The sequence below is a fragment of the Brasilonema sp. UFV-L1 genome, assembly GCF_012912105.1.
Classification (GTDB): Bacteria; Cyanobacteriota; Cyanobacteriia; order Cyanobacteriales; family Nostocaceae; genus Brasilonema.
The window spans coordinates 97646-121285 of the sequence record NZ_QMEA01000021.1 but is presented as its reverse complement, the minus strand read 5'-3'; the positions used below and the strand labels follow the sequence as shown (position 1 = coordinate 121285).

Annotated in this window: 21 protein-coding genes, 1 pseudogene and 1 riboswitch; of the genes and pseudogenes, 12 read left to right on the top strand and 10 right to left on the bottom strand. The window is 41.5% G+C overall.

The window, feature by feature from the left end; genetic code table 11:
• The first annotated feature begins 29 nt into the window (after nt 1–29).
• Nucleotides 30–1058, top strand: a complete 1029-nt coding sequence (locus tag DP117_RS09670) for a group II intron maturase-specific domain-containing protein (RefSeq protein ID WP_211176005.1) — start codon at nt 30–32, stop codon at nt 1056–1058.
• Nucleotides 1059–1146: 88 nt separating this feature from the next.
• Here DP117_RS09670 and DP117_RS36095 read toward each other — a convergent pair.
• A pseudogene (locus DP117_RS36095) lies at nt 1147–1901 on the bottom strand (IS701 family transposase); the annotation flags it as partial.
• 293 nt (nt 1902–2194) lie between these two features.
• The gene (locus DP117_RS09655; RefSeq protein ID WP_211176003.1) at nt 2195–4342 is read right to left on the bottom strand and encodes a CHAT domain-containing protein; all 2148 of its coding nucleotides are present in this window, start codon (nt 4340–4342) and stop codon (nt 2195–2197) included.
• Between the two features lie 586 nt (nt 4343–4928).
• Here DP117_RS09655 and DP117_RS09650 point away from each other — a divergent pair.
• Together DP117_RS09650 and DP117_RS09645 are read left to right on the top strand one after the other, a co-directional pair.
• Nucleotides 4929–5345, top strand: coding sequence for an element excision factor XisH family protein (locus DP117_RS09650; protein WP_169218092.1), 417 nt, complete (start codon nt 4929–4931; stop codon nt 5343–5345).
• Nucleotides 5333–5668 carry a XisI protein gene (locus DP117_RS09645; RefSeq protein WP_169218091.1) on the top strand — a complete coding sequence of 112 codons (336 nt, stop codon included), beginning with the start codon at nt 5333–5335 and terminating at the stop codon, nt 5666–5668. Before DP117_RS09650 ends, DP117_RS09645 begins: the two co-directional genes overlap by 13 nt.
• A 244-nt stretch (nt 5669–5912) precedes the next feature.
• Here the strand turns inward: DP117_RS09645 and DP117_RS36925 are convergent, their stop codons facing one another.
• Nucleotides 5913–6035, bottom strand: coding sequence for a hypothetical protein (locus DP117_RS36925; RefSeq protein ID WP_282440268.1), 123 nt, complete (start codon nt 6033–6035; stop codon nt 5913–5915).
• Nucleotides 6036–6931: 896 nt separating this feature from the next.
• On the opposite strand from DP117_RS36925, the gene ndhL reads away from it, so the two are divergent.
• The 4 genes from ndhL to DP117_RS09625 all read left to right on the top strand — a co-directional run bounded on the left by ndhL (nt 6932) and on the right by DP117_RS09625 (nt 9725).
• On the top strand, nt 6932–7183 hold the full coding sequence (gene ndhL, locus DP117_RS09640; RefSeq protein WP_169218090.1) for an NAD(P)H-quinone oxidoreductase subunit L: 252 nt from the start codon (nt 6932–6934) through the stop codon (nt 7181–7183).
• 24 nt (nt 7184–7207) lie between these two features.
• Entirely contained in the window at nt 7208–7519 is a 312-nt protein-coding gene (locus tag DP117_RS09635) for a DUF3007 family protein (protein WP_169218089.1), read from the top strand.
• 474 nt (nt 7520–7993) lie between these two features.
• Complete coding sequence (locus DP117_RS09630) at nt 7994–8632, top strand: heterocyst differentiation related protein (RefSeq protein ID WP_169218088.1); 639 nt, start codon at nt 7994–7996, stop codon at nt 8630–8632.
• Nucleotides 8633–9176: 544 nt separating this feature from the next.
• Nucleotides 9177–9725: a hypothetical protein gene (locus tag DP117_RS09625; RefSeq protein WP_169218087.1), complete on the top strand. Its 549-nt coding sequence runs from the start codon at nt 9177–9179 to the stop codon at nt 9723–9725.
• Between the two features lie 138 nt (nt 9726–9863).
• Here DP117_RS09625 and DP117_RS09620 read toward each other — a convergent pair whose 3' ends face one another.
• Nucleotides 9864–11888, bottom strand: coding sequence for a serine/threonine protein kinase (locus tag DP117_RS09620; protein WP_169218086.1), 2025 nt, complete (start codon nt 11886–11888; stop codon nt 9864–9866).
• A 163-nt stretch (nt 11889–12051) separates the two neighbouring features.
• Between DP117_RS09620 and DP117_RS09615 the strand changes: the two genes are divergently transcribed.
• The 4 genes from DP117_RS09615 (at nt 12052) to DP117_RS36920 (ending at nt 15284) form a co-directional block, all read left to right on the top strand.
• Nucleotides 12052–12537 carry a hypothetical protein gene (locus tag DP117_RS09615; protein WP_169218085.1) on the top strand — a complete coding sequence of 162 codons (486 nt, stop codon included), beginning with the start codon at nt 12052–12054 and terminating at the stop codon, nt 12535–12537.
• A 267-nt stretch (nt 12538–12804) separates the two neighbouring features.
• Entirely contained in the window at nt 12805–13809 is a 1005-nt protein-coding gene (locus DP117_RS09610; protein WP_169218084.1) for a zinc ABC transporter substrate-binding protein, read from the top strand.
• A 278-nt stretch (nt 13810–14087) separates the two neighbouring features.
• Entirely contained in the window at nt 14088–14624 is a 537-nt protein-coding gene (locus tag DP117_RS09605) for an outer membrane beta-barrel protein (protein ID WP_169218083.1), read from the top strand.
• A gap of 534 nt (nt 14625–15158) precedes the next feature.
• The gene (locus DP117_RS36920; RefSeq protein ID WP_282440267.1) at nt 15159–15284 is read left to right on the top strand and encodes a hypothetical protein; all 126 of its coding nucleotides are present in this window, start codon (nt 15159–15161) and stop codon (nt 15282–15284) included.
• 59 nt (nt 15285–15343) lie between these two features.
• On the opposite strand, the gene DP117_RS09595 is transcribed toward DP117_RS36920, so the two are convergent.
• The 6 genes from DP117_RS09595 to DP117_RS09570 form a co-directional block, all read right to left on the bottom strand.
• Complete coding sequence (locus tag DP117_RS09595; protein ID WP_169218082.1) at nt 15344–17962, bottom strand: AAA-like domain-containing protein; 2619 nt, start codon at nt 17960–17962, stop codon at nt 15344–15346.
• Nucleotides 17963–17965: 3 nt separating this feature from the next.
• The gene (locus tag DP117_RS09590) at nt 17966–18655 is read right to left on the bottom strand and encodes a GNAT family N-acetyltransferase (protein ID WP_339381129.1); all 690 of its coding nucleotides are present in this window, start codon (nt 18653–18655) and stop codon (nt 17966–17968) included.
• Between the two features lie 71 nt (nt 18656–18726).
• Entirely contained in the window at nt 18727–19140 is a 414-nt protein-coding gene (gene crcB, locus DP117_RS09585) for a fluoride efflux transporter CrcB (protein WP_169218080.1), read from the bottom strand.
• A gap of 18 nt (nt 19141–19158) precedes the next feature.
• Entirely contained in the window at nt 19159–20796 is a 1638-nt protein-coding gene (locus DP117_RS09580) for a cation:proton antiporter (protein ID WP_169218079.1), read from the bottom strand.
• 86 nt (nt 20797–20882) lie between these two features.
• Nucleotides 20883–20963, bottom strand: a riboswitch (Fluoride riboswitch).
• Between the two features lie 33 nt (nt 20964–20996).
• On the bottom strand, nt 20997–21380 hold the full coding sequence (gene crcB / locus DP117_RS09575; protein ID WP_169218078.1) for a fluoride efflux transporter CrcB: 384 nt from the start codon (nt 21378–21380) through the stop codon (nt 20997–20999).
• 29 nt (nt 21381–21409) lie between these two features.
• Nucleotides 21410–22273, bottom strand: a complete 864-nt coding sequence (locus DP117_RS09570; RefSeq protein ID WP_169218077.1) for a pentapeptide repeat-containing protein — start codon at nt 22271–22273, stop codon at nt 21410–21412.
• 126 nt (nt 22274–22399) lie between these two features.
• On the opposite strand from DP117_RS09570, the gene DP117_RS09565 reads away from it, so the two are divergent.
• Entirely contained in the window at nt 22400–22990 is a 591-nt protein-coding gene (locus DP117_RS09565; RefSeq protein WP_169218076.1) for a phycobiliprotein lyase, read from the top strand.
• Nucleotides 22991–23640 lie beyond the last annotated feature (650 nt).

The window sequence follows — 23640 nt, the reverse complement described above, 5'->3', positions numbered from 1 at the left end:
GAGAAACACGCAAGTCGTGAGGTTTGAAGGTGCGCTCCGTCCCTACTCTATTTAGCCCGTTATTAGCAAATATCGCTCTACATGGTATGGAAGAATTCTTATCACAATTTGTTGTGAAGATAAGAAGATTCAATGAACGTGGAAAAGTGATAAAAACGCAAACAAGGGAAAGATACGGGTTCGTCCGTTTTGCCGACGATTTCATAATCACCGCCCGAAATAAAGAGGATATTGACTACATTAAACCCTATATCTCTGGTTGGCTTAAAAACAGGGGACTGGAGCTTAATCAAGATAAAACTAAAATTGTCAATATTGAAGATGGTTTTAACTTCCTCGGATTCAATATCAGACAAAATAAAGGTAAATGTCTAACTAAGCCTCAAAAGGAAAAAGTTTTAGCCCTCCTCAAAGAAATTAGAGAATGGCTAAAACGAAATCCAGATGTGCCACCTGAAGCCGTAATAGCCAAATTTAACCCAATCATTAGAGGATGGGGTAATTACTACAGATTTGGGGTTAGTAAAGAAGTCTTCTCATACTTTGACCATCAAGTATGGAAAGCGCTCTACAAGTGGGCACTCAGGAGACATTCCAAAAGAAGAAAGAAATGGGTAACAAAGAAATATTTCAACAAAAAGAATGGTTGGAAATTCTTTGCTAAAACCAAGGACAGAAGAGGAAAAACAAAAACGATTTCAATCGTTAAACTGTCCAAAATTCCCATACAACGCCACGTCAAAGTTAAAGACAAGGCGTCGCCAGACGACCCCACACTGCATGAATATTGGAAAGACAGAGGCACTCGGTACGGAAAAACCCGTTGGATTAAAGATTCAAAACTTTATAAAGTAGCCGAGCAACAAAACTGGACATGCCTAATCTGCGGTGAACACTTGTTTAACGGAGAAGAAATCGATACGCACCATATCACAAAGGTTCAAGATGGAGGAAACGATAATATCGACAATCTCATACACCTCCATAAAGCCTGCCACCTAGCCGTACATAGCGGCAAACGTTCTGGTAAGCTGAGGCTTGAGCCGGATGATTCGTAAGAGTCCTGTCCGGTTCTTAGGGGAGGGAGATGCAGTGATGCAGGCTCCCTTACCCGACGTTCGCGAAGCGTGACCCTTTGGGTCATTGCTTTGCGGTTTGAAACCATCCCTCAATCTGCCAACGACGCTTACCCCACCACTTGAGAGTAGAAGCTTTAATGGGACGGGTAGACAAGACAAAACGTTTTTCAAGCTTGCCCTGATCGCGCTTTAAGTAATACCAAGATACGGTAACGGGAAACTTTAAACCAACCAAACGGACTTGTTGTCCCTGTTTGTGTAAATGTCTTAAAACTCTTCCATCAACTAACTTACGGTTAATAGCCACACCTGTAACCGCATGATATCTAAACTTGCGTACACCATGAATAAATTCCACGCTCCCAAAGGCCGTATCAGCCAAAATAATTACCAGCAAAGCGTTCAGTTAAAGATTTAGGTAAACGCTTAACGTTCCTTGAGTCCTAGTTGAGCGGGTGAGGGTGTACCCTTACCTCTCCAAACACGGAAGTTCCAAGGTATGCGCCACTTTCCGACAACTAAATAAACTACTACTATATGCAGACCACGCTTACCGTTATAAACTCTTATTAAATCCTCAAAGTCTTTAAATTTACCCCGTTTTTCAAGAGTCGTTAAGTCAATGATAACCTGTAAAAATGGTTTACGTCCTTTGCCTTCTGCTGATAAAACCTTTAAGCTCGTCTCTAATACATGGCTGCGAACAATACGAATCATATCCCTTGTTGACCAAGGATTGATATTTAAAAACCGACTCAATGCACTCGGAGATTTGGTTTGAGAGTGTTCGGGTAAGGGATGCCCTTGCGCCTCCAAAAATAATCAAGGGCATTGCATCAAGATTATCTTTTTGGTATTGCGTCGGCTAGCGTCAAGCCTCCGGCTGATCGCACTATGGGATCACGCAAATAGTCATCCCTACATCTTGTATTTTGGAAAGCTATTTAAGTAAAATAACGGTTAATTCCAGTATTTTTATAATTAAGAAATACTTCAACTTTTTCTTCATCTTCTGTTATATTTTTGTACTCCTTATTTGCCTTTTACGGGTTTGTTCGGTTAGGTGCAAGATGTGAGTATTAACAGTTGTTTCGTAATCAGACATCACTATTCTCCTATTTGCCAACAGCAGTAAATGCAGCCCAATGATAAGGAGAGTCGAAAGGTTTCTCTCCAGTCATCGTATTAATTTGACGACGTATTTTTCCTTTATTGGTGCTATCTAAAGTCAATTTCTTTACCCATTCATGTAACTCTTCCTTTGTCGCATCCCGCAACCACTGCTGCGCTTGATTCATCGCAAGTGGTACTGACATATCTGTAGCAGACTTCAAAATTTGAATGAACTTAATCATCAAAAAGGATGTTGATAAATCGTTTACCGTCCATAAACTACTTACAACACTGGTACTACCTGCATAGAGAAAGCCACTGGGTAAACCGATGTATTCATCGCTGGTATTGTTGAAGTCAATCAATCCAGTTTCGCAGGCTGAAAGAACCACGAGACGAGATTGACTAAAGTCGAAATTTTGATCATTTCGCTCAAACAAATTACCCAATGTCAGGCATTTACTTAAATCTATAGCTTCGGTATCGGATACTTTTAAATATGTTTCTGTGTTAGCATTAGCGGGAATGGGAGAAACATAGGCATCTGCTAATAGCAGGAAGGAATTTTGGGGAGAATTAAAGTTGAAGAAACCGTGACACGAAAAGTGGAGATAATTCACTTCTTTTAATTGTGTTACTGCTTCAGATAAGGCAGCTTTTGTGGCTTTTTCTTTGAGTAATACTTGAGGGGAGGGAAAGTAAGATAATATGCATTCTACTTCCAAGTCAGTAAAAGAGAGGTCTTCTGTAGGGTTTTGAATCGCAAACAGAGATTGAAAATCAGGACGTTGTCGCGTTTGTACCTGTTGCAGTAGTTGACAACTGGGTGCATAACTCACACCACGAGGGAATAAATCCACAAGACAACGCGAATTTTCAGAATTTTGATTTACCGGGAGTGCATGAAGGGGGAATAAGTGCAGGAACCAATGGGGAATTAGGATGAGTTGATCGCAGTGTTTTGGTATCTGGGTTAATATTTCATCAATGTGCAGAATCGAAGCTAATTTTTTGAGTTCTTCCCCTAAGCTTTTCTGCCACTGGTCTTTTTGATTGTCGTAGTTTTGCAAATATTGATTTACCCAATTAATCAAAGCTTGTCGGTCTTCTGGTTGGGATTGCCAAACAGTGACCTCTCCTGTAGGTTTAACAATAAACGCCAGAATTTTCTCGTTGAAAATATACCACTCGATAATGGCTGTACGCTCATCTAAAGTAGCCTGAAATGAGTCAAATTTGAAACCATAACCAACGGGTAAGTAGCGGTTTTGCAATTCATTACGCTGCTGTCGCAATTGATGGAGATGTTGTGCTAGGACTTTTGGATTTTCAGCTTTGCGATTTTGGATTTGATATTGTCCTGTAGCTATTTCATCGCTGTATATTTCTAGTTGAGTTACAACATCTGTAGGAAAGATAGTTTTCTGGTCACGGATGAGAATCTGTTCAACTAAATTGCGGGTTTTGCTACGTTCAACATATTCAATAGCTTCGGTAATCTTATCTAATTCCAGGCAAACTTTTACCATGCGGCTATAAAGTTTGTTCCATTCTTCTGCTTGTTTGCGTTTGGTTCCCTCACCAGATACAATTTCCTCTCGCAAGGATTCTACTGTGGCAATAGCAGATTCAAAGGTATTGTAAGCTGAGATCAGCTGGTTTGTATTGTGGTAAATCACCCCCAGGTTAAATAAAATCACTGCACAGTTTTGGGGAAAGGCTTGCTGGGTTCTGACACTCAGCACGACTTCATAGCCAGTGATGGCAATTTCCATATTGCTGGCTTTGTTACCCAAAGGGAATTGCTGAATTAGATCGCTAAAAAGGACAATATATGTAGCGATTGATTCCGCCTCATCTGCTTGGGCTTCCCCCAGTGTTATCCCCCACTGGTGCAATATTTCTGCTAACACTCCGTCGAGTTTGTCTGTATTCTTTGCCAGCAACGGGTAAACTACCTGCGCGTCACCCCAGCTTGACTCGATTCCCTGCTGCGAAAACATCTCCGCCTCCGCTTCTACCGTCTGCAAGAAGCCAACATCCAGTAATTCTTGGTTTGCTGCCAAAATCTCTGGGACTTCATCGTGACTACGGCAATTCAACAGGCTTTGAATGAGGTTGAAATAGTCTTGCTGACGCTGCTCGTTCATAGGTAAGGGCGTGAGACTCGCACATATTCTATTATCAGAGAAATTCAAGACCAGCGCCCTAGATTCCGGAAAAGCATAGATTTTCATCACAGGTGATGCGTTTCCGACGACGATCGCTCATTGCCCTACATCTCCATTCAACAAAAAAACTCGCTACTAATGCGTTGGCGTAGCCCGCCGCAGGCATCGCCCAGTGTCAGTTTCAGGTAACAGGAGGATGCGATGGGCTTTGCCTCGCCAAGGGTTGGGTCACAACGATTGAAAAATCTGCCAGCCTCCGGAAAAATCGCCCATGTATAAATACTCATTTTTTTGAAAAAATCTACGTTTGGGCGATTTTTCCGCCCAGATCGTTGGCGCGCTCACCAACCAATTAGTAATGAGGCTGGCAGATTTTTCCGGTTTTAATGAAGCGGCGATCGCTTAATTGTTGATGAGTGCGTTGGCGTAGCCTGCCGCAGGCATCGCCTATTTTCTGCTGATTATTCTTACTGCATTGTTCATCTGCCAAGATATATTTAAAAGCATATTGCGCTAAAATAGCATAAAGTATAACTCACAATTGCTGCACTTTTTGCAAACACTCATGCCTGCCAAAGATGTTTATCATAATGTTGTGATAACAGCCCTAGAAAAAGATGATTGGCTAATTACTGATGACCCATTGAAATTAAAATGTGGGACAAAAGATTTATATATAGACTTGGGTGCAGAAAAACTTATAGCCGCAGAAAAAGGTCAGCAAAAAATAGCAGTTGAAATCAAGAGTTTTCTCAGTCAATCTCCCGTTACAGATTTAGAAAATGCATTAGGACAGTTTATTCTTTATTACGATATTTTAGAAGAACAAGGAAGTGACCGGATTTTATATCTTGCTATCCCCCGCCGAACTTACACTGAAATTTTTACGGAAACCATCGGCAAGATTTTATTAAAAAAGAACCGCTTACGTTTACTTGTATTTGACCCAAAGGAAGAGGTAATTGTGCAATGGATACCTTAGAAAAATCTCAAAAAATTATCGAATATATTCTGAGTGATTATATAAAAATACCCTATGCAAATCGTCAATTAGAAGTAAAGCTTATCATTGATCGCACAGCTACTAATTACATAGTAATGACTTTGGGATGGCAGGAAGAAGAAAGAGTTCATGGTTGTATTATCCATATTGAAATTATTAATGGAAAAATTTGGATTCAGCGCGATGGGACTGAATATGGCATTGCCAATGAACTGGTAGCCGCAGGAATTCCCAAAGATAAAATTGTTTTAGCTTTTCATCCAGAGGATGTTAGACAATACACTGATTTTGCGCTCGCTTGATTTCCAAAAGATGCGTTGGGGTAGCCCGCCGGAGGCATCACTAATTGTTGATGAATGCGATCGCCTTCTAGTGTAGCCCAGACGCTCCTCCTCGCCTGCCTTCACCCGGTGGGAGCTTACGCGCCGAGAGCGCCTGTCTGCAGGACTTACGGCACTGGCACCTTTGCAATCGCCCAGTTGAAGCACCTTGTCACCGGATTGAGTGGCAGTTTCAGGTAACAGGAAGATGCGATCTGCCGAACGCTCATGCGCTCGCGCTTTGCAAAGTAAGGCAAGCGAAGCGATCGCCCAAAAGTCCTTTGTCTTTGCCCAGATTTTCTAAAGTGTGGCGATATTCAATTTCTAAAGCATCGCCATCTTGTGACATCTCCCACACCAAATCAAGGACTATGGTGTGGGAGATGTCACACGTAAGCTTTGCCAGTCGTATTCTTTAGGAATGCTGGAAGGTTTGCCCACAGGTGGAGGGAGTTGGGCTTGTTCGTCCACTGTACAACTGTTTTCCTAAAATCCTTTTTGAATTTTGAATTTTTGAAGTGGGGGTGGAGGGACTTGAACCCTCACGACTTATTTAAGGTCAACGGATTTTCATTCTCCCGCAGCTTTCACTGCTGCCCATTAGGTTAAGTAACCTAAACTTGGCTTTGAGAATTGGACTCTCCCTTTACCCTCGCCTTTACGTTAGGGTAGCTCCCGTCGGGTCTCTGCACCTTCCGATACTAGTTGTGAGTTTTGAGTTGACTTCACACTCAGCACTTTAATCGGCTTGGCTCAGGATTGCCATGTCTGTTGCCAGATTTAGGTTTCCCTGAGTTTGAGAGCAGTCACTTGGTGGATTTCTCCATCAAGGCTCAGTTATCTAAGTCCGCAGCGTCTACCATTCCGCCACACCCCCCTGATAAGTTTGGGAGTCACTTGTTTTGTGGAGGTATCAAACAACCTCCTGATCTATTCCAGCATCAAATGCATTTTTTGTCCAATTTTGCACTCTATAATCTGGAAAAACAGAGATTCTTGAGCAAAACTAGGCTTTTAGGTTTTCCTTTTGCGCCTGACGTTTTAATTTTGCATCTTTACAGATGCTTTCTCAAGGATTTCAGTGATGTCTTTGACAGCACTGATTGTTTATTATAGCATCACATTTGGAAAATAAAGCAGAAAACATAAAAAAAAAGAGCAAATTTTTTTATCTTTATTTCTACGAGTTTACGAGAAGAACAATGCTTCCAACAGGCCAGGCATTCAGCCTATCATGGAAAACAGATGCACCAACAGGTCTTTTCTACTGAGAACCAAGAAATTATGGTTGTAGCGCTACTGTATTTGATTTTGGCTGGAGCTTATCTTTTGGTCATACCAGCAGCTATTGTGTTTTACTTAAACCTACGGTGGTATGTGGCTAGCTCTCTGGAACGTGCCTTTATGTACTTTTTGGTATTCTTCTTCTTTCCAGGTTTATTGCTCCTGTCGCCGTTTGTAAACTTACGACCCCGACGACGACAAATTGAAGTTTAGCGAAATTGGTAGGTCATAACTCTCATGCGACGCATTGATGCTATCGGAATTGGCTTTGGTGTTTTTGTTGCAGGCGGCTTGGCATATGCCTCACTGCGACTATTAGGCATAGATAGCTTGGAAGCTGGTGTTTGGAGCCAAGTCTTCTTATTTGTTGGGTTAATTGCCTGGTTGCTAACCTATACTTTCCGTGCGGTGGGAAAAAAAATGACCTACCACAAACAACGGGAACAGTACGAAGAAGCTTATTTGCAGAAGCGCTTGGAAGAACTCACTCCCGAAGAACTCGCAAAAATTCAGGCCGAAATAGAGCAACAAGAACAATCGCAGGTGTAAATTTATCGTTGGTCTTTTGTCCTTTGTTGTGAACTTTCACGACAAATGATAAAAGACTAATGACCAATAACAGCAGCCTGAACAGAGTTCAGACTTGGTTATGTACTAGCAAAAGACTAATCCGGCTGATCTATCCGAATTTTGTTACAGTCTCAAAGCTGCGATGACCACAATTTAATATATGCTTAAGCAGTGAAACCTAATCAGTGAAGGCAGATAGATTAAATATAGATTAAAAAAGTTTAATGAAGAAGTTTTCTCACCTTGTTTGGTAGACAATTTAACCGATATCGTTTTGAATATATAAAGCAGATATTTGCCGGTCTGGAGGTAAAAAACGATTCTGTGCCGCGATTGGTGGTTTGAGTATGATCTATAAGTAGGGTAACAAGTAGGGCTTAAATTTTATGATGAGTGTGAGAGAGTATCGAATAGCAAGAATTGACGTTTCGTTGCAGCTTAGAGGAAAAGGCGATGAGTGAGAGCATGGCATTTATCGGCGGAGTCGCCGTCGCCGGGCTAGCAGCTCTTCTGTTACTGAAGGGTACAGGAGGAAATCCCCTGCCAAACTACACAGTTGGCTCACAACTACCAGCAACTGTTGTAGCACCTTCAACAGTTATGCCACCAACAGCGACTTATCCTGGGCAACCATATCCTAATCCCGCACCAGTCAATCCAAACAACGAAGAAATGCGTGTACAGATGGAGCGACTGAAGATGGAAAATGAGGGACTCAAGAACGAAAACAACGGTCTCAAAAATCAAGCCCAACAACTCCAATCCCAACTCCAACAAGTTTATAACTACCAAGTCCAATTAAATCAGCAGAACCAAAATGCAGCGCAGTTGCAGCAGCAGTCTCAAAATCGCTGGTGGTCTTCTCCGATTGTTTGGGCGGTAGGAGGGATGACTCTCACGGTAGGTGGTGGTGTTGTGGTAGCTGGTGTCTTGTCTTTGTTCTCGCCAAAAGAACGTTCTACCCGCACTGTACAGGTTATTCATCCCTATAATGGTTCAACTCCGCCACTGGCTCCTATACGTCGCCCCGAGTTTCTCCCATCTCGTACAGAAAGACGAGTTGAAACACCAGAATACGACGATACATATTAAAAGTCTCAGTGGTTAATAGTACACGCTGAGTTCTAAACTACTATAGCCATTAACACTATAAGCTATTGATTAGCTTGTAAGTTTGTGCTGATCAGATGAAAGCAAGAGTGACTAGCAATATATAGCCTTGAAAACAATTTTCATTGCAGCGTTCTTATCTTTGGGAGTTATCAAGGTGATGTTTGCTGTCATAGAACATTCCTTTTTGAAGGCAAATGTAGCGCTAAATTTTGGGAATGCAACCTATGAACAACAATTGTAAAACTTCACTTTGTTTATAGACATTGATGTACAGCACTTTTTAATTGAGCAGGATACACGTGGGGCACAGCCATTGTTGTGCTCTAACTATGTTGTGTGTAGTCTATGTCAATGAAAAGTGCTGTAGATGACAAAGTCAAACTTGTGGGTATTGAGGTGATAGTTTATGCATAAAATCTTATCAAGACTGCCATAGCATCACATGAATGTCCATGCTTTTTTGAACTATTATTAATTTTGTTTTGTTTTTGTTTATAGCTTGAAACCACTTTATCAAATCACAATGCAAACAATTCAGCTTATCAGTTCGGTACTCACCAGTACTTTACTGTTATCTTCCTTATTCTCCTTTGGAGAAAAAACAGTTCAGGCACAACGACCTCAGCGTCCTGTCTCCCTATTAAATGCTAAATGTGTTAACAGTGGACTTGGCAATGTGAATCCACAAAACCTTGATGTGTCTATAGGCAGAGCAGTTTATACTAGCAGCTTTTACCTTGGACCTGGTAACCGGTCTGCCTCTATCACTTGTAACATTAAGCCAGAAAAAAGTTCTAGACCTGGGTTTCAAACTCTTAATCTGGGTTTTGGAATGCGCGACAATGATACAAAAAGTCCAGGTGTTGAGGTGAAAGTTTATTTAGATGGTAATCAAGTAGAAACACGTACTGTTTCTCCTACACAGCAAGCTTCTTTAACACTTGATGTTAGTAATGCCAGCAACGTTGCTATAGAGGCTATTTGTAGTAATCCAAGCCAATATTGTGACCGAGTTTACTTTTTTAATACTGTTTTAGAGCGACAGAGTATTTCTTCTGAAACGAAAAAATAGCTGACACCCGGTATTGAAATTATGAATTTACAGATAGATTTATTGCTAATTGTTAAATGTTAGTAGTCAGTGATTAGTTTTGACTAACTACTAACCAAAAACTATCAGCCACAAATTAGGGTTTCTTGATCGCTTTTTTTACAAGTCACTTTCCAGAGTTTCCTGTAGTTCCAAACTGTCGGTATTATCGAAATCATCTGTCGTGTCAAGTTCATCATCCTCAGTGGAATTTTGATGTTCCAGTTTGGATCTATTTTGGTTTCCAGAATTGCCTAATTGAGGAAGCTGTTGTTTTGCTAAATTGTCGGCAGCTTGTTTAAATAATGGCTCTACTTTGTTTCGCCAGTACTCAATATTGGGTAGTTTTTCTGGATGGTCTTTATAAGCTAGCACTTTATCCCATTGTCCGTCAGCCAAGGCTGTGTCAAGGTCTTTAAACAAAGATTCCGCCTTAGACCAATCTTGCTGCCATTGGGATATCATTTCTGTTGTTTCTTTGACAGCAGTGGGATTTGCTGTGATAGTTTTTAACAGCGCGATCGCACCCTGTAAATCTCCTGATTCATACTTCTTTTTTGCTTGTTGCACAACCTTGGAACCGCCTTTATTTGGGGTTGCAGGTGTTGATTTATCGGCTGATAAAGTTTTTGATATTTCCGATTGTTCTGACTCCTGTGACAAGGAAGTTGGCGAAGGAGTTTCAGGTATTGATGTTGGCTTGGATACAGAGTGAGCAGCAATAACGTCATTATCATCAACGATTTTGATTGCTGTACCCTGATCTCGTAGACAAGAAACCCATTGTTCGTTGTTTTTGACAATTTCTGAGTTTGCCCAAGCTGTTTGTGTAGGGTCAAGTTTAATCTCTACCCAACCGCGTTTTGTTCGCTTGCCTGTCACTTCAAACTTAGTATCTTTACTCAGAGTTTGTACAATAGAATTATCATTGATAGAGCGTGGCTCAGAACGGATATTAGAATTTTCCTTAACAACAGCTAAACAGTTTTGTGCTGAGGTTGCGTCATTATCATTTATCGTAAAATTAGAAGCAAAACCTTGAACGTTCTTAACCACTGTTGGGGTAACAGCAGCAGCGCCACCAACTAAAACTCCTATAATGATCAGCTGTAATAAATCTGGTCTGCTAGAACCTCTAGAGAGAGATTTAACTGCGCCTGCTTCTATCGGTTGGGCGACATGATTTGCTGGGGCTACGGCGATGGTTTTTTGTCGAGACTGTGGAGATAAAGCAGATGAAGACTTTATTGGTTGGTAGCTGACAGTATTTATATATTCTCTAGATGTAGATATATCGCTTGAGCAAAGTGGCTGTAATGCTTGTAGTGCTTCTGATGCGCTTTGGAAGCGGTCTTTAAAATGATAACGCACCATCTTGCTTAAAACGGCTGCTAGAGCATCGCTTACAGGAACTAAATGCTGCCAGAGAATTTCTCCTGTGTAAGGATCTTCTTGAAAATCTATTGGCGCAACTCCTGTGAGCGCTTGAATCGCGATGATTCCGAGAGCATACATATCACTGTTGGGACGAGGTTTGCCTTGACCTTGTTCCGTGGGCATATAACCAGGAGTCCCAATTGCTACAGTCGCAGAAGGATGATTCGCCACCGTAAACATGTGTGACCGCGAAGGGTATCCAGCAGACACTCGCAATTGTTTGACAGCTCCAAAATCCACAAGAACGAGTTTTTGATCCGAGGCGCGGCGGATAATGTTATCTGGCTTGATATCGCGGTGAATGACTCCTTGTCCGTGGACAAATTTCAGAATGTCCAGGATTTCCAGCAGCAATTGAATGACTTGACTCTCATTCCAGCGCTGATTAGGAAGCAATTCCTCACCTAGGGGATGCCCTTCAACAAATTCTTGTACTAAGTAAAATTCTTGATTATCGTCAAAGTAAGCCAAAAGCCGAGGAATTTGGTCATGACTGCCCAATTCTTCTAAGGTTTCGGCTTCACTCTGAAACAAACGCTTGGCAGTGTCAAACATTTTAGCTTCAGAATTAGCAGGCTTAAGGTGCTTGACAACGCAAATGGGTTTGCCTGGTCGTTTTGTATCTTGGGCGATGTAAGTTTCACCAAACCCTCCTGTCGCGAGAACTCTAATAACTTGGTAACGATGATCCAGTAGTTTGCCTATCATATTCACTCCCCAGTGATAACACCCAATTTTAGAGAGGGTAATAAATATCTCCAAATATTTTTCAAGGAAATCCGCTATCTTGAGAAAAGATTTAGATGTAAAACACAGTTTTTTTATAAATACACATTGTTAATTTTTCTTTCAATAGCCTTTGTGAATTCTAATGCCACCTAAAATTCTTAACTCAGTAGCATGGCAGCAGGCAGAACTCCTTATGCAACCTGCTTTCATTCGCGTTGTCGATAATATTCGCAAGCTGCTTGATGTATCTTCCTGGACGGGAACTTATCAAGATGTTCTGATTTGGCCTAGTGGTACTACTGATGAAACGAAAGCAATAGTGACCAAGCTGCTACAAGATCTGGAAGCCACAACACCGGAGCAGGGTTTGGAAATCAGAAAAACACTCTCTCGACTGCCAACACCCCATCCAGGATATCATTTGTGTTTACAGCGTCAAGAGCAAAAAATCAGCATCGATTTATGGGAACTGTGTTATCAAGTTTGTTTTCATAATTACATATTAGGAGATGAGACAGTTGAGATTGATACGAGTTTAATCGATGAAAAAGGTGATGTAGACTGGCAAAACTTGGATACTAAGGCGAAGGAGTTAGTTGAACAGATGTTTGCAAGATTACCGGAGTAACTTTGCCAAAACAGTTCTGAGGATTTTCTTTGCCAGTCAAGAGAAAAGACGGTAAAACTATCCTCAGGTTTCCAATCTGTTCTGGACAAAAGAAGCTCTGGGAAGTTGTCTTTCAAAGACTAAAATATGTCAGGATTCAGATGGCGAGGGTTTCACTTGGTGAAAATTTTTTTATAATTATCTAAAACAGCACAATATAGCCGGCGAAGATAACCCCTAAAAGCAAGATACGCCATTATTATTGTGTTTGTGCTCACAGAATTTTGTATGTCAGACAAGTTACAATTTTTACGATTTTTACGTACTCCTCTCATCGCTCTTACCATTGGGTTATTTGGATGTCAGAATTTAGGTATTCTAGCAAACACTTCATCTACAACCACTCTTAACTCTGATGAACTGAATGCTAATCTTCCTAAAGTCGTAGCAACAACAAGTATATTATGTGACTTAAGCAAGCAAATTGCTGAGGAGACAATTAATCTCACTTGCTTAATTCCTCCTGATACAAACCCATACTTATATCAACCGAAACCAGAAGACCAAGAAGCCATCCAGCAAGCTAAATTAATTCTTTTCAGTGGGTACAATTTAGAACCTCGTTTACTCAAGTTAATGAAGGCGAGTCAAAATAGTGCATCCAAAATTGCAGTTGCTCAACGTGCTGTTCCTCAACCGTTAGAGTTTAGAGGACAAGACAATACATTACCAGATCCTTATATTTGGCACAATGCTAAAAATGGTATCAAGATGGTAGACGTTATTAGCAACAACCTTAGTCAAGCAATACCAGAAAATGCACCTCTTTATCGCAGCAACGCGCAAAAAGTTAAAAATGAACTCACAAAATTAGATGCTTGGATTCAGTCAAGAATTGCTAGTCTTCCTGCCAAACAACGCGAATTAGTGATAAACCAGGATGTTATGGGTTACTATGCCAAAGCTTACGGTCTTTCTTATACACCTGTTTTAGAAGGTTTTGTTGATAAAGAAAAACCCAATGCAACACAAATACAAGCACTAGCTAGATACATTAAACAATCTAGGATTCTTACGATTTTTGCTGAAACAACAAATAGCTCTAATTCTGTTAAAGAAATTACTAAAAATACAAAAACGAAAGTGTCGCAAAGGAAGCTGTTTGCTAATAGCTTAGGTGCGCCAGGAACTGAAGGGGACACTTATCAAAAAATGATGGTTGCTAATACGCGCACAATTGTAGAAGGATTGGGGGGAACATATTTGATTTTTGAACCAATGCTCTCGAAGTAGCTAATCTGAGATCTTGCACCATAATTCTCGTCCGCCAAGAAATTAATTTCTTGGCTCATAGCCCAAGTCCATTGAAATGGACTGAAATTCTTACTCAGTCTTTCGCTTGACTGAGTTCTTGTTAATTATACCTAAAATATGTGAGCGTAGGCTCATCTAGTTGGGTGAAACAATTTCACCCACTTGGATAGCCTAAATGTGTGAGGTTCATTTTTGTAAAAAAAGAGATTCTAGTACTAGAAAGAATTGATTGTATTGAACTCTAGTAAAAGAAACCTATGAAATTTACAAAGTTATTAGCCTCTACAATTGCTGTTGCTTCTGTTGTTCTTAGCGCTGGTATTGCTTCAGCTCAAGACGTTCCAACTCAAGAAGCTGCAACACTCGGTATGAAGGGTAGCTACATTGGTGCTGGTGTTTCTGCTGGCGTAACCAATGGCGGACGACAAAATGACGCGGCTTTATTAGGTGGAAATGTTCAAGGACGAGTTGCTGTTCCTAACGCGCCTGTTTCAGTTCGGGGTTCTGTTCTATTTGGTGGTGATTCAACAGCTATCATGCCAATATTAACATACGATGCACCTATCGCTAAAAACACTAACGTTTACATCGGCGGTGGTTACTCTTTCCTCACTGATGAAGGACAAGCAAGCCAGTTGGGAAATAAGAATGCACCTGTATTGACTCTTGGTGCTGAATCAGAAGTTGCGAAAAACACCGTTATTTATGGTGATGCTAAGTGGGGTATTGACGCCTATGAGGGTAGTAATTCTGACGCCCTCAGTTTGCAAGCTGGGGTTGGTTACCGCTTCTAATCCTTCATAGTTAATAAAGAAGGATTCTGATGCAAAACCACCAAATGTATAGGAGTAGTGAAGCTTTTCCTCTGATTTGTTGGAGCTTCACTGCTCCTTCGCTATTTTTGTAGGAATGAACATATAGCGATTCTCACTTGCATAAAATACACGCACGCATACAGTAGGGGCAAAGGCTAGCCCATTGGTGTCAACTTAACGTTCAAGCCTTGATTCCACGTTGGTTTGACCTCACCCCCGTAAAGCTACGCTATGGCTAACGCCACGCTGCGCTATCACGTCCCCTCTCCTTACCAAGGAGAGGGGCGGTTTTGGCGCAAGACAAAACCGGGGTGAGGTTATGCGACAATTGTGAGCGAGTAGGATAAGGTATCCCGGTAACGTTCTTGACTATCAGAATGTGCTGCCAAATATCGACGGTTCTGCCAAAAATATCGACCGCAGGCGAAACCTGAAAAACGAAACTACTGGGGCAGTAGCTTTTTACCTTCACTATTAAAAAGTTAGAACAAAGCAAAGAAGTCTCCGGGACAGATGAGTTTACCTTGGGACAAGCAAAGAGTCACAGAATCTACGGAAGTGCGAGAGGTAGCAGAAAAATTTATTCGAGCGAACTGCTATCAACCGCCTGTGCCAGGTATTGGATTTGTGGAATGCTGATTCTATCATGGAAAGGGGCGTTGTAATAAATCTTTACAAAATTCGGAAACGCTTATATGTTACAGTTCAAGTCGCAACGCGAGAAGAAAAGAGTCGCAACGCGAGAAAAGTAGTGGTCCTAGCTGGCCCCTATTCTCCTTCTTATAAAACTCAAACTTATCCCCAATCAACACACCCTCTTCCGCAAAAACACTCCCTAACAACCCTGGTCCGGTACCACTTTCCGCTCCCTTCACAACATTCCCAAACCAGTCCGTGCTATTAAATCCCCGAACCGAACCAAAAAACACAGGGTACGATCCGATAAGATCTGGGTTCTTTCTTATAAGCTCATTAAGAACAGAGTAAGTTTTCACATCATTATACCATCCAACTGCCTTGGCAAACTGAATAGAACTGTTCCCAGTCATTTTCCATATTTTCTTTTGCACACTAAAGCCAAAACGTTTGTGTGAATTGGTGACCCAAAGACGGTCTATTGTTTGCAGGTCTGGACAAGAAAAACTATTAATGCTGTCATAATCGAAATGTGTTTCTTCTTCTCTTTGAGCAATATAGAGCATGAGCTTATATGTTAGCTTGTCAGCTGCTTCCCACTTATTATTTTTCAGTAGATTATCAAGTTCAGCGTCATAATAGTTTTTTAAAGATTCTCTAACCTTACTCAACAAGTCATTGTTTTGAGGAAATCGATATTTAGTGAGCAAATCAATTAATTCAAAGTGTACTGATTTTATAGTGTTGAAAGTGATAATCTTAGTTTTTGAATTAATTGGGTTAGGTTGGCTTTTCTTTAATTCAAGTAAGTCAAAAACTTCTTGGTAAGCTTTTATTGCTGATTGAGTCTGATTTGTTTTTCTGAGTAGATTGCCTTGTACTATCTTGGCGAATATATTTATCTGCTTGAATTCACTGTTTGATTCTCTCTTCTCTCTTTTCTCATTATTGTAATCCCATCCCTTTAAAAAATTCATACTTTGTTTGATGGATTCTTCTGCTGATTTCCAATCATCAAGATATTGATAAGCTAAAGATTTAGAAGCATGGAGGTAAACCTGTTCAAGTTGAGAGTCTTTGACTTTTTCGATGTTGATTTCAATAGGTTCTTCGCTGAAATCCTTACCTGAACGTGATAGTTTTTCCTTCAATTCTATTAGCTGTTTGGGATAGGCAACATATGTGTATGTTTCTTGAAGTTTTTTTTGCGCTTCTTTAACTTCCTTTACAGCCATTGTCACTGAAATTACTGCTCCCAATACAGTCAAAATTAAAACAAAAGTTCCATTGTGAATTCGCTTTTTAGCCTGCTGATTTGCCTCACTTAATACCAAATTCCTTTTTTCTACTGCTTCCCTATCTTTTCTCTCTCGTTCCAATGCAGCTTCTTTTTCTAATGCAGTTATTTCTTCTTTTCGTTCCTTTGCTTGACTAGCTGCTAAAAACTCTGTATCTTGATAGTTCAGACTTTTATCTTTTGACCATTCCAAAGCATCCTGTAATGCTTTTCCCCGCAACAGGCGCGATTCATCTTTACCCCCAGAAGCCAACCAAAACCTAAAACTTTCAGAGTAAGGACGCAGATTTTTTAATTGGTTTTCAATCCAGTTGGCGTCAAAAATCTCTTGATAAATGGGATTATAAACTCTTAACTTGTTGTGTTGCCTAACAACTAATCCTGAAAGTTGTAACTCACTTTGCTCTAAAGTATCATCTGCACTTATCTGAGATTCTTCTTCAGTTAGCCGTACTTGTTGATACAGTTCCAGCAAATACCCTGCCCGTTGTTCATCCCGCAAAATTCTTGCTCGAATTGTTCGTAAATGCTCTGGTTCATCTTGAGATTCCCAATTTTCAATGATACGAGATTTCACTACCTGTTCAACAGAACGAGGATTGTCTTGAACAGACTCCTCAACCATAAACTGACACAGCTTTTGCGTCAGAAACGGTTGTCCTCCCGTCCAGTATAAAATTTCCTTCATGACTGCTTGAGGCTGACTAAATTTCCCCTGCAAACCTTTTTCTAACGGTTCAACTTCATGCAATCGAAACCCACTCAAAGAGATAGCTTTACCAATATTAAACGGTGTGCGTTGTTTATCTTCAATTAAATTGCTGGGTGATGCGACTCCCAACAAGCAAAAGCTGAGGCGATTATATTCGGGATTATCAGGACGCAGATTGTGACAAGCACGGATAAAGGCAAAAAAATCATCTGTAGGAAACTTAAGACTGAGAACACTATCAATTTCATCAATAAAAATAACGATGTTTTCTTTAATTTCTGCAAGTAGCTTCTTTTCTAAAAAATTCCCAAATCGTAACAAAGATGAGTTTAACTGGTTTTCTGACCACCACTCCTTGAAATTGACATCCAGATCAAAGCTATCAATCAGCTTAACAATCAAATCTGCGTACCACTTTTCTTGTGTAGCACTCTGAATATCGATGACAGATAAATCAATAGACGCACACTCTACGCCTGCTTCTGAAAGTCGGCTCATTGTTCTGACTCGCAAGCTTGATTTTCCGCTTTGCCTAGAACTCAGCACATAACAAAACTTTCCTTTTTGAAGTGCGTCAAATAATTCGTTATCAGCTTCTCTTGTTACATATGTGCTAGCATTTCCGCGTAAACCGCCAGAAAAGGTATATTCGTTAATATATTCCTCAACCATATCTTACCCCAATCGTGCCGAGAAGTACTGACGGTATAAGTCACAACTAGCAACGCAAGCATTGCGAATAATTTTGATTAACCCCAGACTATGCAGTTTAAACATAGTTTCGGGATTAAGTTGAACAGATTCAAGAGCGATTACTACTTCTTTATATGCTGACTCTAACTGAGAATCATCTTGCAAACACCTCAGTTGTTCTCGTAGATGATGGCTTTTGAAATATTCATTTTCAAGTATCGACATAATGACTAACGAAGAATACTTGTCTTCTTGCTTCACCGCCTCTCTCAAGATTCCTTCCTCTTGGAAACCCACTGACTGATAAACGTGTCTAGCACGTTGGTTGTGTTCAAAAACATCTAACCAAAAACGATGAGCACTATACTCTTCAAAAACTTTCTTCATCAGGATTTGCAATGCTTTTTTGCCGTATCCTAGTCCTGGTTGAGCAATAATAATTCGAGTTAATTCAATACTATTGTTTAGTGATTTTAAACCTGAAAAAATTGCATATCCACTTGCTTTGTCTACTTCATCTTCAATAATGAAGTAACGCTTATCAGAATTGTTGAAATTTTGATTGTGTTCATCTCGACTCCAACGAATGATAAAGTCTTTGAACTCATTTCTGGCTTCCTGACATAAGATAAACTCAATATCTGTTGATTCAGCGTATCGTATTTTGATCACACCTTTCCAAGACCTTTTAGTTTCAGATAATTTTGTTCTGATTCTATGAAATTTTAAAAAAGTTTGATGAGTCATGGATCTTTTTTGATACAGATAAATTCAGCCACAGTAATCCCTAACTGGAGGCAAAACAGTCCTAATAAGGCACTGCCGAACCAGTAGAGTAAATCAATTTCTATACTGCGTTGTTCCAGCAACTTACTTGTATCTAACTCATAAGTTGAGAACGTGGTATAAGATCCTAAAAAACCTGTAGTGACTAGCAGCCGAATATCAGGATGAATTGTTATCAATTGTCGTAGTGCTAGTGTGGTAAACAAACCCATGATCAAACAACCACTAACATTAATGATGAGGGTACTGTATGGGAACTCAGTACCGAAAAGCTGATTGAACCATAAACCAAGGTAATATCGCGAGAGTGCTCCGGCAATTGCGCCAAGACTGATAGCAACAGGGGTGCGAATCGCAGGGTTTTTTAGCATAGCAAAAAAGGTAAATTGTTAGTGGGGTAGAACTGGCAATCGGTCATCTTCCACTAAAATGACGGGAATTGGGCTAGATTCCAGTACTGCTTGGGAGACAGAACCCACCAGAACCTGATTCCAAGGTTGATGACCTCGTTTTCCCATGACAATTTCAGCAACTCGATAGTCCTGAGCAAAACGGACAATTTCCTCCGGGACTGAGCCTGTGGTGGTGATAAATTTATGGCGGATGTCTGCTAGGAGTCGCTGAACTTTTGAGCGCAGATGCTCTAAGCCCTGCGGATCGGTTGTGCGAATGACGTGCAACACAATAACCTCGCTATCGCTACGACGCGCAAGATCGGCGGCTTTAGTCAACACTTGAGTAGCGAGGGGGGAGGTATCAACAGCGGCTAACAGGACAATGCGACGGGCGATCGCCACCTTGGTTGGGTCAACTTCACCCCGTTCTAGCAGTTTTGGTGCAAAGGTAGGAATTGCCCAGGCTCCTATGGGTGCAGTTACCAGGATAGATAATGCAGCGATCGCCAAAATTGTCTCTCCACCCTGAATCCCCTGTGCTAAGGGAATCGCTCCAATTGCAGCTTGAACAGTCGCTTTTGCAGAGTTTCCTGGTAGCAAAAATAGCCGTTCCCCCCAGTTCCAGTTACTCCCCAGTGTAGACAAGTACCATCCTAAAGCGCGTCCCATCAGCGTGCCAATCGCCAGAATCAACAACCCTGAAAGCAGAGTTTTTTCCAGCACTTGCAATTGAATACTTGCGCCTAGCAACACAAACAAAACAATTTCTGCTATAATCCACAGACTGTCGAAGCCATGACGCAAACGCCTTGCTAAAGGAGCATCGAATGAAATCAAGAAAAATCCGATCGCCATAACTGCTAGATAGCCAGAGAAATAGGGGAACTTCTCTGCTACAACCACAAGCAACAACGCAAAACTCGCCGCAACTAACGTGTCTTGCACCGCGTTTTGAGTCCAGTTCTGCCTCGCCAGTAGAAAAACCAAAATTTGTGCTGTCAGCCAACCCAGCATAACTCCCAGAACAATCTGGCAAATAATCTGAAAGGGAAGAAGTTGAAACGCACTCAGGGTTAAGCCAAAAGGTAATGTCACCTCTGCTGCTTTTTGTGCCAAGAAGTTCAGCAACAAGCTAAACACTAGCAGTAGTAACACATCTGATAGGGCGCTTCCTGTGAGGATAGCATCGGGAATCCCTTTAGCAATTCCCCAGCCCAAGCTTTTTAGTCGCAGCATTCCTGGAACAATGACAGCTGGTGACTCTGCCCCAATGATACAACCCAACAACAGCCCTGTCGGAAAGTCGAATTTTAAAATCCACATAGCCGCGAGGGCGATCGCAACAGCTTCAAATGCAGCAGGTAGAAAACCTAATCGTAGTGCGACTGTTCCCTGTTGTACCAGTTTTTCTCGGTCTAACCCTAACCCTGCCTTCGTCAAAATTACCATCACAGCTATCTTTCGCAAAGCATCAGATGCTGCAAGTACATTAGGGCTAATGACGTCAGCGACTTGCGGACCCAGTAAAATTCCAACTAAAATCATGCCTACTAATGCAGGGGATTTTAGCTGTCGGGCAATTTGTCCAACAAAAAAGCCCACAAGTAAAATCCAAAGAAAGCTTTCTAACATCACGCAGCTTGAGAATAACCAATGGGCAAGCGTGACTTGCAAGCAGGAAGTTCAAAGCATACAGCCCTACCCTTCCGTAGCAAGTCGGAAAAGTAGGAGCCATCAGCCTTTGCATTAATACGTAACATGAAAAGGCGGTTACGGCGAGCTCCATCGCCTTTGATTAATTTACAACAAATTTGTACCCTAGAGTCTGAAAACTAAAATATTTTTGCTAAAAAAATACCTAATTCAATACTAAGAAGTCCTAAAAGTGGACTACAAAACCAATAAAAAATTGCAGTTTTATAGTCTGGAATTCGTAACAAATTGGATGTCTCTAAGGCATAAGTGGAAAAAGTGGTGTATGAACCCAAAAAGCCAACTGCTACTAGCAGATTTAGCTGAGGGAAAATTGTGAGTTTTGATGTCAAGGTGGTAAAAAAGCCTATCAAAAAAGCTCCAGTGATATTGATAAAGAAGGTTCCATAAGGAAATGCTGTCCCGAACCAACGCCCAAAAAATAGAGTGAGGTAATAGCGACTTAGAGCACCGGGAATTGCTCCTAAGCTGATTGCAATAAGAGCATAAGTGGTTGAATTCATAGAAGTCACTAACTGGTTGTTCTATATTTTTATTGAATGCATTCAACTAAACTTTGACGTGTTGTTTTGCGAGTAAAGGAATTCCAAGCGTCTAATTCTGAAGCAGGACGACTTAGTAACATAGCTCTTATCGCTTCACTCAGTCCCTGAACAAGAGTAAAATCTGCCCCTGCAATACTTTGAAGGTACTCGATTTCCACACCAGTAAAATCAGCACCTCGCAAATCTGCCCCTTGTAAATCGACATTATTCAGCCGCACATTCCGTAAGTAAGCTCCGGTCAAATACGCTAATCGTAAATCCGCACCACTGAGGCGTGCATTCTGTAAATTTGCTCCGGTTAAGTCTGCACCACAAAGGTATGCTCCTAGTAAATTTGCACCCTGTAAGTCAGCATCTCTCAAATTGGCTGTGTTAAGATGAGCACCACTCAGATTGGCACAAGGACCAATTGCACCAGAAGTACGGAAAGCAAATCCTTCTGCCCAAATCGTCTGTTGGTCATATCGAGCCGCTTGTAGCTTTGCTCCTTCCAAATTCGCTCCGCTCAAATTTGCTCTCTGAAGATATGCCCGGTGCAAAAAAGCTCCTTGCAAATTAGCATTCGTTAAATCAGCACCCTGCAAGTCAGCCTTACGCAGATCCGCACCACGCAAATCTGCTTCACAGAGTATTGCCCCACTGAGATTGGCTGCAATCAAATTTGCTTGGCGTAGGTTTGCTCGTTGCAAATCGAGTCCTCTGAGGTCGCAGTGATACAAATCTTCATGATTGAGAGCCTCTCCGGCTTTGAGGGCTGTCAAAAGATTTGGTGGAAGGTTGGGGAGTATGGGAGGATTGATGCGCTGACTCTGAGTTGTTGTTACAGAATTATCCACTCCATTGACCTCCATTTGGTGCTACTCAAAATTTAGACTATTGTTGATTCTATTGATTGATACTTCAACAGTGTACAATGTGGGACATCAGATAAATTCTTGTTATATTCCTTTACACTTTTGCCGCTGTTGAGGTTAGAAATGCGCCTGATTCCACCCATGACTATGATGGACTTCTTTCGTAAGAGTCAAGGTACGTGGTTTACCCAACGAACAGTCCACCATTTTGACCTGGCGGCGGATCAGTCTGGGGAGTCAAATTTGATTGTTCAAGTCGTTGAACCAGAGGATGTAAGAGTGAAAACGATTTGTGAGCAACAAGGAATTGATCCTACTAGAGCAATGGGGGGAGGCAGTTTTATGTGGCAGGAAAACCAGGATAATCGCGAACCCAACCCAGAGCAAGCGGCAGTGCTCGTTGATGTACCTGATGATGAAAGTCTGTTGTCTGGAAAACTCATTCGCGATCGCGGCTACGTGGAAAAAATGCCCGTCGTCAGTCGGTACTGGTTTGGTAAAGATGGTATTTTGACAATTGACACAGAATATGATATCAACCAAGGACAAGAACGGTGTTGGTTCATTACCGATAACTTTCGTGTGCGTGTTAGCACCGTGCGGACGATGAATGGTGTATATATGATGACCTATTGTTCAGAACGCCGTTGCGTATCAGAAGCAATGTTAGAGCAACTGATTCAGCAGAATTTGGCAAGGGCATCAGGACATTAGGGTGAGAAGAAAGTGACGGCACTTTTCTATGCTCATCTTTTAACTAAATCGCGCCCTCGTCCCGCGCTATAACGGTACTCCGTGAGCGCGCCGGGAGAGGCGGTGGGGGGCGAGGAAGGCACCCCCGACCGGCAATGACCAAAGGTCATTAAGGGAGTGGTGTGGCTGAAGCGTTTGCGCAGCGCCCCCTTAGGGGCTAGCGGTTCCTCTTAGGAACTAGAGTCCTCTCTCTCCGGACTTGGTAATCGCTTGATGTAGTCTCTTATCAATTCGGCTGAGGAAATCCCTTTTCTTTGAGCAGCATTCTCCAATTTGTCCCATTCTTGTTGAGTTAGTCGAACTCGAAATATTTTGTCCCTTGCCATATTCGTAGCCTCATTATGCTACAATTATAAGATCAGCGCTCCCACTGACCAGATTGACACAAACGAACTACTTTGTAGGTGAACAGTGCAAACTCTGGGAACGGTACAGAACCATGACAATTGGTATGGGGTTGCACCAAGAAGGATTGCATGAATGCATGAAGCCATTGGTGTGTAAAACTAATTTGGTTAGGTTGTACAAAGCTTTTGCTTCTTGTACACAGACTCCGTGGGGCGTCAGGAGTCTATAATCTGCCTGTGGAGGTATCAGAGCGTGGATGTTGC

Bases quoted from the DNA above. Each gene is read 5' to 3' on its own strand.
- DP117_RS09645 (WP_169218091.1), top strand. From the start codon at position 5,333: ATGGATACCTTAGAAAAATCTCAAAAAATTATCGAATATATTCTGAGT.
- DP117_RS09650 (WP_169218092.1), top strand. From the start codon at position 4,929: ATGCCTGCCAAAGATGTTTATCATAATGTTGTGATAACAGCCCTAGAA.
- ndhL (WP_169218090.1), top strand. From the start codon at position 6,932: ATGCACCAACAGGTCTTTTCTACTGAGAACCAAGAAATTATGGTTGTA.
- DP117_RS09570 (WP_169218077.1), bottom strand. From the start codon at position 22,273: ATGGAGGTCAATGGAGTGGATAATTCTGTAACAACAACTCAGAGTCAG.
- DP117_RS09630 (WP_169218088.1), top strand. From the start codon at position 7,994: ATGAGTGAGAGCATGGCATTTATCGGCGGAGTCGCCGTCGCCGGGCTA.
- DP117_RS36920 (WP_282440267.1), top strand. From the start codon at position 15,159: ATGAGTTTACCTTGGGACAAGCAAAGAGTCACAGAATCTACGGAAGTG.
- crcB (WP_169218080.1), bottom strand. From the start codon at position 19,140: ATGCTAAAAAACCCTGCGATTCGCACCCCTGTTGCTATCAGTCTTGGC.
- DP117_RS09625 (WP_169218087.1), top strand. From the start codon at position 9,177: ATGCAAACAATTCAGCTTATCAGTTCGGTACTCACCAGTACTTTACTG.
- DP117_RS09610 (WP_169218084.1), top strand. From the start codon at position 12,805: ATGTCAGACAAGTTACAATTTTTACGATTTTTACGTACTCCTCTCATC.
- DP117_RS09635 (WP_169218089.1), top strand. From the start codon at position 7,208: ATGCGACGCATTGATGCTATCGGAATTGGCTTTGGTGTTTTTGTTGCA.
- DP117_RS09620 (WP_169218086.1), bottom strand. From the start codon at position 11,888: ATGATAGGCAAACTACTGGATCATCGTTACCAAGTTATTAGAGTTCTC.
- DP117_RS09580 (WP_169218079.1), bottom strand. From the start codon at position 20,796: ATGTTAGAAAGCTTTCTTTGGATTTTACTTGTGGGCTTTTTTGTTGGA.
- DP117_RS09605 (WP_169218083.1), top strand. From the start codon at position 14,088: ATGAAATTTACAAAGTTATTAGCCTCTACAATTGCTGTTGCTTCTGTT.
- DP117_RS09595 (WP_169218082.1), bottom strand. From the start codon at position 17,962: ATGGTTGAGGAATATATTAACGAATATACCTTTTCTGGCGGTTTACGC.
- DP117_RS09655 (WP_211176003.1), bottom strand. From the start codon at position 4,342: ATGAACGAGCAGCGTCAGCAAGACTATTTCAACCTCATTCAAAGCCTG.
- DP117_RS36925 (WP_282440268.1), bottom strand. From the start codon at position 6,035: ATGTCACAAGATGGCGATGCTTTAGAAATTGAATATCGCCACACTTTA.
- crcB (WP_169218078.1), bottom strand. From the start codon at position 21,380: ATGAATTCAACCACTTATGCTCTTATTGCAATCAGCTTAGGAGCAATT.
- DP117_RS09565 (WP_169218076.1), top strand. From the start codon at position 22,400: ATGCGCCTGATTCCACCCATGACTATGATGGACTTCTTTCGTAAGAGT.
- DP117_RS09615 (WP_169218085.1), top strand. From the start codon at position 12,052: ATGCCACCTAAAATTCTTAACTCAGTAGCATGGCAGCAGGCAGAACTC.